Raw genomic sequence first — 9,816 nt, forward strand, 5'->3', positions numbered from 1 at the left:
GGCCCTGCTCGAGGGCCGTGCGCGCTGCCGCGTAGGCGATCGACGGCACCCGGCGGGCGGGGACGTCGCCGGCCGTGGTCGCGCTGAGCACGACACGCGGGCGGAGCGGCCGGGCGGCGCGGACCTCGGTCACCCAGCCGATCGACACGAGACGCTCGACATCGGTGGATCGCGTGTGACCGGCGAACAGGAGCGCGCAGCCGTCGAGCTCCTGGCGCACGAGTGCGGCATCGCGGGCATGGACACCGGGGCTGAGGGGCTCGGCCAGCAGCGGGTCGGAGTCGTCCCACAGCGCGATGAGGCCGAGATCGTGCGCGGGCGCGTACACGGCGGAGCGGTTGCCGATGACGACGCACGGACGTTCGGACAGCACCCGGAGGTAGGCGGCATAGCGCTCCGGGCCGGATCGGCGGGCGTCGTCCCGGACGAGGGCGTCCTCGGCGACCCGTCCCGCCAGCGCGGCCTCGAGCTGCGCCTGATCCCGGTGGTCGGGCACCACGAGCACGGCGCTGCGGCCGGCCGCCAGGCACTCGAGGGCCGCCGCGGCCATCAGCACCGCCCAGCCGCCCACGGTCGATTCGGCGCCGTCCCCGGCGCTCACGGCCACCGTCCGCGGCGGAGCGGTCACGGCCACCCGCTCCCCCGCCGCGAGCCGGTCGCGAAGCGTCGGGAACTCGTCCAGCACGCGCCGGGCCGACTCCCGCGCGGCGTGCGTCACCGGGTCGGATGCCGCCGCATCCTGCGCGCCGCCGGCGAGCCACGCCTTCTCGGCGCGCACCATGCGCTTCGGGATCACGAGACGCAGGATGTCGCCCGCCGAGCCGGCGGCGCGATCCGCGACCCGGCGCACCAGGGTGTGCAGCCGAGCGGGCAGCACCGGCACCGGGGAGACGACCTCATCGAGGGGCGAGAGCGGCCGGTCGACGGCATCCTCCTCGCCGACCTCGACGATGTACGCGTCGACGACGCGGCCGGCGCTGCGCAGCGGCACCTTGACCCGCACGCCCGGCACCGCCGCGTCCCGGTGCTCGTCCGGGACGGCGTAGTCGAAGAGCCGGTCCAGCTGCGGCAGCGGCGAATCGATCAGCACCCGCGCCACCCGGCGCGGCGCGGCGCGCTCGCTCACCGCGGGCTCCGGTTCCGTCAGAGCCCCGCGGCCGCGCGCAGGTCGTCGGCCCGCGTCGTCTGCTCCCAGGTGAAGTCCGGCAGCTCGCGGCCGAAGTGGCCGTAGGCGGCGGTCTGCGCGTAGATCGGGCGCAGCAGGTCGAGCTGGGCGATGATCGCGGCCGGTCGCAGGTCGAACACGTCGCGGATCGCCTGGACGATGGTCTCGTCGCTCACGTGTCCGGTGCCGAACGACTCGACGTACAGGCCCACCGGCTTCGCCTTGCCGATCGCGTAGGCGACCTGCACCTCGAGCCGGTCGGCGAGCCCCGCCGCGACCGCGTTCTTCGCGACCCAGCGCATCGCGTACGCGGCGGAGCGGTCGACCTTCGACGGGTCCTTGCCGCTGAACGCGCCGCCGCCGTGGCGGGCGGCCCCGCCGTACGTGTCGATGATGATCTTGCGGCCGGTGAGGCCGGCGTCGCCCTTCGGACCGCCGATGACGAACGGACCGGCCGGGTTGATGTAGTAGTTCACGTCCGGAAGGGCGAGACCCGTCGACTCCAGCACGGGGTCGATGACCTCGGCGCGCACGGCGGCGCGCAGCGCCTTCTGCGAGATCTCCGGGTGGTGCTGCGTGGACAGCACGACCGATTCCACGGTGCGCGGCGTCGAACCCTCGTAGCCGAGCGTGACCTGCGTCTTGCCGTCGGGGCGCAGGAACGGCAGCTGGCCGGTGCGGCGCACCTCGGTGAGGCGCTCCGCGATGCGGTGCGCCGTCCAGATGGCCATCGGCATGAGCTGCGGCGTCTCGGTGGTCGCGTAGCCGAACATGATGCCCTGGTCGCCCGCGCCCTGGAAGTCGTGCGGGTCCTCCGAGCCGTCCTCCCGGCGCTCCATCGCCTTGTTCACGCCCGACGCGATGTCCGAGGACTGCGCGCCGATCGACACGCTGACCCCGCACGAGTCGCCGTCGAACCCGGTCTCGCTCGAGGTGTACCCGATGCGGTTGACGACGTCGCGCACGATTGCCGGGATCTCGACGTACGCGCTCGTGGACACCTCGCCCGCGACGTGCACGAGGCCGGTCGTCACGAGCGTCTCCACGGCGACCCGGCCGCGCGGGTCCGCCGCGAGGATGGCATCCAGCACGCTGTCGGAGATCTGGTCGCAGATCTTGTCGGGGTGCCCCTCGGTGACGGACTCGGACGTGAACAGGCGCAGATCGGACAACGGGACTCCTCGGTTCAGAACCGGATCGGTTCGGATGCAGGCTCCGCGCGGGGGTCGCACGCGGGGGTGTGCAGTACTCAGCAAGTATGACGAAGGCGGCCGACATCGCGACCGCCTCCGTTCACAGGATGAAACAGGTCATCCCGCAGATGTCACTCCGCGTGACGCAGACGCAGCTTGTCCTCGTGGATCTCGTGCATCGCGATGGTGAGCGGCTTGTCCTCGATGGTCGAGTCGACGAGCGGCCCGACGTTGTCGAAGAGGTTGCCCTCGTGCAGATCGGAGTAGTAGTCGTTGATCTGACGCGCGCGCTTGGATGCATAGATGACGAGCTGGTACTTCGAGTCGACCTTCTCGAGCAGGCTGTCGATCGGCGGGTCGATGATGCCCTGGTTCGTGCCGGCCATGTGGGAACCTCCTGGATGTCCGTGCTGGCGATGATGGTGAGCGCGCATCAGGCGCGCAAAGCATCCCTCTAGTCTACGGGATGCCGATGCCGGGCCGAGCCCGTGTTCACCGCGCGAGGGCGGCGACGTCGGCGGCGGCGGATGCCACGTCCTCGTTGACGACGCGGTAGTCGAACTCGTTCTGCGCGGCGAGCTCCACGCGCGCCGTCTTGAGGCGCCGCGCGCGCTCCTCGTCGCCCTCGGTGCCGCGACCGACGAGGCGGTTCACGAGCTCGTCCCAGCTGGGCGGCAGCAGGAACACGAGCGCCGCCGACGGATCCGCGGCGCGCACCTGGCGGGCGCCCTGCAGATCGATCTCCAGCAGCACGGTGCGGCCGTCGGCCAGGGCGGCCTCGACCGGGCCGCGCGGGGTGCCGTAGCGGTGCCTGTTGTGCACGGTGGCGTGCTCGAGCAGCTCCCCCGCGGCGATCATGCGGTCGAATTCCGCATCGTCGACGAAGAAGTAGTGGACGCCCTCGGTCTCGCCGGGGCGCGGGGCCCGGGTGGTGGCCGAGACCGACAGCATGATCTCGGGGTGGTCGACGCGGATCTGCGCGGCGACGGTGCCCTTGCCGACGGCGGTGGGCCCGGCGAGCACCAGCAGGCGGCTGCGGCCGGGGCGCGGCGCGGACTCCGGGAACCGGTCGTCGAGCCAGGCGCCGAGCGCCGCACGCTGACGCACGCCCAGACCGCCGAGTCGTTTCACCGCGGCGATCTGCAGGTCGGCCAGCACGCGGTCGCGCTTGCTCTCGCCGATCGCGGGCAGCGCCGTGAGGAAGTCGGGCACGCGCAGGGTGCCGGCCGGGGACGCGGCATCCGCCGCCGCTCGCCGCATGACCTCCTGCGGGGAGATGACCCGCGCGGAGATGTCGCGCTTCAGGCTCGCACGCGCGCGGCGTGCGGCGACGGCTCGCTGGGATGCGGCGACCCGGTCAACCTCGGGCGGCGTCTGGTGTTCGGCCATGGCTCCTCGTGTACAGCTCGGCGCGCGCCGTGATGACCTCTGCGATCCGGTCGGGACCGGCTGACAGGATGCTGCGACTCTCGCTCGCGATGACGAACGGAGCCAGATCAGCGAAGATGCGCTCGAGGTCCTCGGGTCGGGCCCCTTGCGCACCGAATCCGGGCGCGAGAATCGGCGCGGTCGCGACGAATCCCTGTCCCAAGCCTAAAACGTCCAACCTGACAGTCGCGCCCACGACAAGCCCCAGATCTCCCCAGGACCCGCTCTCGCGCGTGTCGAGGGCGGCGATGCGCTCGGCGACGAACCGTCCGACGGTCTGGTCGCCGACGGCGCCGGACTGCAGCGGGGTGGCTTCCGGGTTGCTCGTCGCGCACAGCACGAACAGGCCCTTGCCGTGCTGCTTCGCGAGAGCGGCCGTCGCATCGAGGGAATCCGGGCCGAGGTACGGGCTGACGGTGAGGGCGTCCGCTTCCAGCGGCGAGCCGGGTGCCAGCCACGCCTGCGCGTACCCGGCCATGGTCGAGCCGATGTCGCCGCGCTTGGCGTCCGCGATCACGAGCAGGCCGGCATCCCGAGCCGCGCCGAGGACGTCCTCGAGCGCCGCGATCCCCGCCGAGCCGTACTGCTCGAAGAACGCGACCTGCGGCTTCACCAAGCCGACCCGGTCCGCGGCGGCCTCGACCGTGCGCAGACCGAACTCGCGTGCGCCCGCGGCCGATCCGGGCAGGCCCCAGTCGGCGAGCAGCGCGGCGTGCGGGTCGATGCCGACGCACAGCGGACCGTGCTCATCCATCGCCGCGCGCACGCGCTCCCCGAAGCCGGTCACGCGCGGGCCGCCCGGTCGAGGGCGAACTCCTGCAGGCTCCGCACGTCGAACCCGTCGCCGGCGGCATCCATCGCGGTCACCGCCGCGCCGAGCGTGGCGATCGTGGTGAACAGCGCCTTGTCGGCCGCCACCGCGGCGGCGCGGATCTCGTAGCCGTCCGCGCGTGCGGACATGCCGCTCGGCGTGTTCACGATGATGTCGATCTCGCCGGCGTCGATGAGGTCGACGACGTTCTTGCGGTCGGTGTCGTGCGTCTCGCTGTACTTGGGGACCACGGTCACGTCGATGCCGTTGCGCGAGAGGATCTCCGCGGTGCCCTCGGTCGCCAGCAGCGTGAAGCCGAGCTGCTGCAGCCGATGCGCGGGCAGGATGACGGCCCGCTTGTCGGAGTCGGCCACGGAGATGAACACCGTGCCGGACAGCGGCATCCCGCCGTAGGCGGCCGCCTGGCTCTTCGCGAACGCGGTCGGGAAGTCGCGGTCGATGCCCATGACCTCGCCGGTGGAGCGCATCTCCGGGCCGAGCACCGAGTCGACCGTGGCGCCCTCGGCGGTGCGGAACCGCTTGAACGGCAGCACGGCCTCCTTCACCGCGACCGGCGCGTCGATCGGCACTCGCGAGCCGTCCACGGGAGGGAGGAGGCCCTCCGCCTTGAGCTCGGCGATCGTGGACCCCGCCATGATGCGCGATGCCGCCTTGGCGAGCGGGATGCCGAGGGCCTTCGAGACGAACGGCACGGTGCGGCTGGCGCGGGGGTTCGCCTCGATCACGTAGAGCACTCCCGCGCTGACCGCGAACTGCACGTTCAGCAGGCCGCGCACGCCGACGCCCGCGGCGATTCCCCGCGTGGCCTCCCGGACCCGGTCGATCTCGGTGCGGCCGAGCGACACCGGCGGCAGGGTGCAGCTGGAGTCGCCGGAGTGGATGCCCGCCTCCTCGAGGTGCTCCATGACGCCGCCGATGTACAGCTCGTGCCCGTCGTAGAGGGCGTCGACGTCGATCTCGATGGCGTCGTCGAGGAACCGGTCGACGAGCAGCGGCATCCCCTCGCCGATGATCGCCTGGTCGGCGATGCGCACGAAGTAGTCGCGCAGCGACGCAGTGTCGTAGACGATCTCCATGCCGCGTCCGCCGAGCACGAAGCTCGGGCGCACGAGCACCGGGTACCCGATGTCCTCGGCCACCGCGACGGCGCCGTCGACGTCGGTCGCGGTGCCGTGCCGGGGCGCGACGAGACCGGCGCGGTCGAGGATGCCGGAGAACAGCCCGCGCTCCTCGGCCAGGTCGATCGCCTCGGGGCTCGTGCCGAGGACCGTGTAGCCCGCGTCCTGGATGCCCTTCGCGAGGCCGAGCGGCGTCTGGCCGCCGAGCTGGCAGACGACGCCCAGGATGGTGCCGGACTGGGCTTCGGCGTGCAGCACCTCGAGCACGTCCTCGAGCGTGAGCGGCTCGAAGTACAGGCGGTCGGAGGTGTCGTAGTCGGTCGACACGGTCTCCGGGTTGCAGTTGACCATGACGGTCTCGTACCCGGCGTCCGCCAGCGCGAACGAGGCGTGCACGCAGGAGTAGTCGAACTCCACGCCCTGACCGATTCGGTTCGGGCCGGAGCCGATGATGACCACCTTGGTGCGCTCGGACGGGGCGACCTCGGTCTCCGCGTCGTAGCTCGAGTAGTGGTACGGCGTCTGCGCCGGGAACTCCCCCGCACACGTGTCGACGGTCTTGAACACCGGGCGCACGTCGAGGCCGTGGCGGATCCCGCGCACCTCCGCCTCGCCGATGCCCCGCAGCTGCGCGATCTGCACGTCCGACAGGCCGTGCTCCTTCGCGATCCGCAGCGTGGCGGCATCCAGCTCGCCGGCCTGCCGCACGAACGCGGCGACCTCGTTGATCAGCACGATCTGGTCGAGGAACCACGGGTCGATCTTGGTGGCCTCGAAGGCCTGCTCGATCGTCGCGCCGAGGCGCAGCGCCTGCTGCACGGCGACGATCCGGCCGTCGGTCGGCACCTTGGCCACCTCGAGCAGCTCCGCGACCGTGCGGGACTCGTCGCCCCAGTGGAAGCTGGAGCCGCGCTTCTCGAGCGAGCGCAGCGCCTTGTTCAGTGCGGTGGTGAAGTTGCGGCCGATGGCCATCGCCTCGCCGACCGACTTCATGGTGGTGGTCAGCGTCGGGTCGGCGGCCGGGAACTTCTCGAAGTTGAACCGGGGCACCTTCACGACGACGTAGTCGAGCGTGGGCTCGAAGCTCGCCGGGGTCGCCTGCGTGATGTCGTTGGGCACCTCGTCGAGGCGGTAGCCGATCGCGAGCTTCGCGGCGAGCTTGGCGATCGGGAAGCCGGTCGCCTTCGACGCGAGAGCGGACGAGCGGGACACGCGCGGGTTCATCTCGATGACGATGATGCGGCCGTTGTCGGGGTTGACCGCGAACTGGATGTTGCAGCCGCCGGTGTCCACGCCCACGGCGCGGATGATGTCGATGCCGATGTCCCGCAGCTTCTGGTACTCGCGGTCGGTGAGGGTGAGCGCGGGGGCCACGGTGATGGAGTCGCCGGTGTGCACGCCGACCGGGTCGACGTTCTCGATCGAGCAGACGACGACCGTGTTGTCGGCGGTGTCGCGCATGAGCTCGAGCTCGTACTCCTTCCACCCGAGGATGGACTCCTCGAGCAGCACCTCGTTCGTGGGCGAGTCGTGCAGACCCGCCCCGGCGATGCGGCGGAGGTCCGCCTCGTCGTAGGCGAACCCGGAGCCGAGGCCGCCCATGGTGAAGCTCGGGCGGACGACGAGCGGGTAGCCGAGCTCGGCCGCGGCGGCGAGGCACTCGTCCATGGTGTGGGCGATGCGGGATGCCGCGACCTCGGCGCCCGCCTCGATGACGAGCTCCTTGAAGATCTGGCGGTCCTCGCCCTTCTGGATGGCGTCCACCTTCGCGCCGATGAGCTCGACGCCGTACTTGTCGAGGATCCCCTGCGCGTGCAGGGCCATGGCCGCGTTCAGGGCCGTCTGCCCGCCCAGGGTCGGCAGGATGGCGTCGGGCTTCTCCTTCGCGATGATCGTCTCGATGACCGCGGGGGTGATCGGCTCGATGTAGGTGGCGTCGGCGAAGTCCGGGTCGGTCATGATCGTGGCCGGGTTGGAGTTCACGAGGATGACGCGCACCCCCTCTTCGCGCAGCACGCGGCACGCCTGGGTGCCGGAGTAGTCGAACTCGCACGCCTGCCCGATGACGATCGGGCCGGAGCCGATGACGAGGACGCTTCGGATGTCGTCTCTCTTGGGCATTACTTCGCGTCCTTCTGCTGGTGGGCGATGACCATGTCGCGGAACCGGTCGAAGAGGTAGTTGGCGTCGTGCGGGCCCGCCGCCGCCTCGGGGTGGTACTGCACCGAGAAGGCGGGGACGTCGAGGGCCCGCAGCCCCTCGACCACCCGGTCGTTGAGGCCGATGTGGCTGACCTCCACCCGGCCGTAGCCGGCGGGGCTCTGCGTCTCGCCCTCGAGGGGCGCGTCGACGGCGAAGCCGTGGTTGTGCGCGGTGATCTCCACGCGACCGGTGGCCTTGTCGAGCACGGGCTGGTTGATGCCGCGGTGGCCGAACGGCAGCTTGTACGTGTCGAAGCCGAGCGCGCGTCCGAGCAGCTGGTTGCCGAAGCAGATGCCGAAGAACGGCAGGCCCTCATCGAGCACGCTGCGCAGCAGCGAGACGTGGTCGCCGGACGCCGCCGGGTCGCCCGGCCCGTTCGAGTAGAAGACCGCGACCGGCGCCGTCTCCAGGATGTCCTCGAAGGTGGCATCCTGCGGAAGCACGTGCACCTCGAAGCCGCGGGCGGCGAGATTGTCGATGGTCGCCTGCTTGACGCCGAGGTCGAGCACGGCGAGATTGCCGATGCGCGGGCCGGTGGCGCGGGTGATCTGCACCTCCGGCACCGAGACCTGGGCGGACAGGTTCAGGCCGGCCATCTGCGGGCCCTCCCGCACGATGCGCAGCTGCTCCTCGGGGTCGAGGCCGGCGGCCGCGCCGGAGAACACGCCCCCGCGCATGCTTCCGGCCGATCGGATGTGGCGCGTCACCGCACGGGTGTCGATGCCGCTGATGCCGACGATGCCGTCGCGGGTGAGGGCGGCATCCAGCGACTCGTCGGCGCGCCAGTTCGAGACCACGCGCGAGGGGTCGCGCACGATGTAGCCGGCGACCCAGATGCGGCGCGACTCCGGGTCCTCGTCGTTCATGCCGGTGTTGCCGATGTGCGGCGCGGTCTGCAGCACGATCTGGCCCGCGTACGACGGGTCGGTGAGGGTCTCCTGGTAGCCGGTCATGCCGGTCGCGAAGACGACCTCGCCCAGGGTCGTGCCGCGCGCACCGTAGGCGCGGCCGGTGTGTCGGGTGCCGTCCTCGAGCACGAGGACGGCGGGGTCTGTGGTGAAGCTGATGCTCATTCGTCGTTTCCGGTGGAGGGGGATGATGAGATGGCGCGGAGGGCGTCGGCGACCTGACGGGCCGAGGCATCCTGCGCGCGCAGATAGGTGTCGACGACGACGTCCTGCGGGGTCGTCCAGACGAGCCGCACCAGGCCGTCCTTCTCGACCACGCGGTCGATGGCGACGGTCGCCTGGTCGACGGCAACGATGCGCGACGGCGCGAACACGACGCGCTCGAGCCCGGGAAGGTCCAGGGCGGCGCCGGCATCCGTCACCGTGAGGGTCATGCTCGAGCGGAACGCGAGCCCGCCGATGGCGAGGCGCTCCAGGGGCTCGTCGTGCGCCGTGGTGGCGACGTAGAGTCCGCTGAAGCGGGCCTGCTCGACGGCGCCCGCGGGCAGCTCCGCGAACGGCGCGGTGAGCTCGGCGTCCCGCTCGGTGCGTCGCCTCCAGCCGCGCCACATCAGCCAGAAGACGAGCGCGACGACGAGGACGATCCCGACGACCGCGACCCACCTCATGCGGTGACCACGCCGTCGTCGACGGTGAGCCGGCCGGCGTGCACCGTGTAGCGCACGCTGCCGGGGAGCTCCCGGCCGAGGTACGGCGAGTTGATCCCGCGCCCGCGCAGGTCGGCGGTGGAGAACACTCCCCCGGCGTCGGCGTCGTAGAACACGAGCTCGGCGGGCTCACCGGCGGCGATCGGGCGCCCGTGGCCGTCGAGCCGTCCGATCTCGGCGGGCGTGCGCGACATCACCCGGGCGACGTCGGCCCAGTCGAGCAGCCCCGTCTGCACCATCGCCTGGTGGACGACGCGCAGTGC

At 71.6% G+C, this 9,816-nt stretch carries 7 protein-coding genes and 2 pseudogenes; all 9 read right to left on the minus strand.

Translation table 11 applies throughout. The features are described 5' to 3' along the window. Positions 1-1,126: pseudogene (locus VJR25_RS02825) on the minus strand (primosomal protein N'); the annotation flags it as partial. 17 nt (positions 1,127-1,143) lie between these two features. Then, entirely contained in the window at positions 1,144-2,337 is a 1,194-nt protein-coding gene (gene metK, locus VJR25_RS02830; RefSeq protein WP_324112313.1) for a methionine adenosyltransferase, read from the minus strand. 152 nt (positions 2,338-2,489) lie between these two features. Continuing rightward, positions 2,490-2,744 carry a DNA-directed RNA polymerase subunit omega gene (gene rpoZ / locus VJR25_RS02835; RefSeq protein ID WP_324112315.1) on the minus strand — a complete coding sequence of 85 codons (255 nt, stop codon included), beginning with the start codon at positions 2,742-2,744 and terminating at the stop codon, positions 2,490-2,492. Between the two features lie 106 nt (positions 2,745-2,850). Next, the gene (gmk, locus tag VJR25_RS02840; RefSeq protein WP_324112317.1) at positions 2,851-3,747 is read right to left on the minus strand and encodes a guanylate kinase; all 897 of its coding nucleotides are present in this window, start codon (positions 3,745-3,747) and stop codon (positions 2,851-2,853) included. Next, complete coding sequence (pyrF, locus tag VJR25_RS02845; RefSeq protein ID WP_324112319.1) at positions 3,716-4,573, minus strand: orotidine-5'-phosphate decarboxylase; 858 nt, start codon at positions 4,571-4,573, stop codon at positions 3,716-3,718. Before pyrF ends, gmk begins: the two co-directional genes overlap by 32 nt. Next, complete coding sequence (gene carB / locus VJR25_RS02850) at positions 4,570-7,857, minus strand: carbamoyl-phosphate synthase large subunit (protein ID WP_324112326.1); 3,288 nt, start codon at positions 7,855-7,857, stop codon at positions 4,570-4,572. Before carB ends, pyrF begins: the two co-directional genes overlap by 4 nt. Further along, the gene (carA, locus tag VJR25_RS02855) at positions 7,857-9,011 is read right to left on the minus strand and encodes a glutamine-hydrolyzing carbamoyl-phosphate synthase small subunit (RefSeq protein WP_324112328.1); all 1,155 of its coding nucleotides are present in this window, start codon (positions 9,009-9,011) and stop codon (positions 7,857-7,859) included. The genes carB and carA overlap by 1 nt, the downstream gene beginning before the upstream one ends. After that, complete coding sequence (locus VJR25_RS02860; protein WP_324112331.1) at positions 9,008-9,514, minus strand: hypothetical protein; 507 nt, start codon at positions 9,512-9,514, stop codon at positions 9,008-9,010. The genes carA and VJR25_RS02860 overlap by 4 nt, the downstream gene beginning before the upstream one ends. Beyond that, positions 9,511-9,816: pseudogene (locus VJR25_RS02865) on the minus strand (dihydroorotase); the annotation flags it as partial. The pseudogene VJR25_RS02865 and the gene VJR25_RS02860, both read right to left, overlap by 4 nt.

The sequence above is a fragment of the Microbacterium sp. genome (assembly GCF_035277845.1).
Lineage (GTDB): Bacteria > Actinomycetota > Actinomycetes > Actinomycetales > Microbacteriaceae > Microbacterium.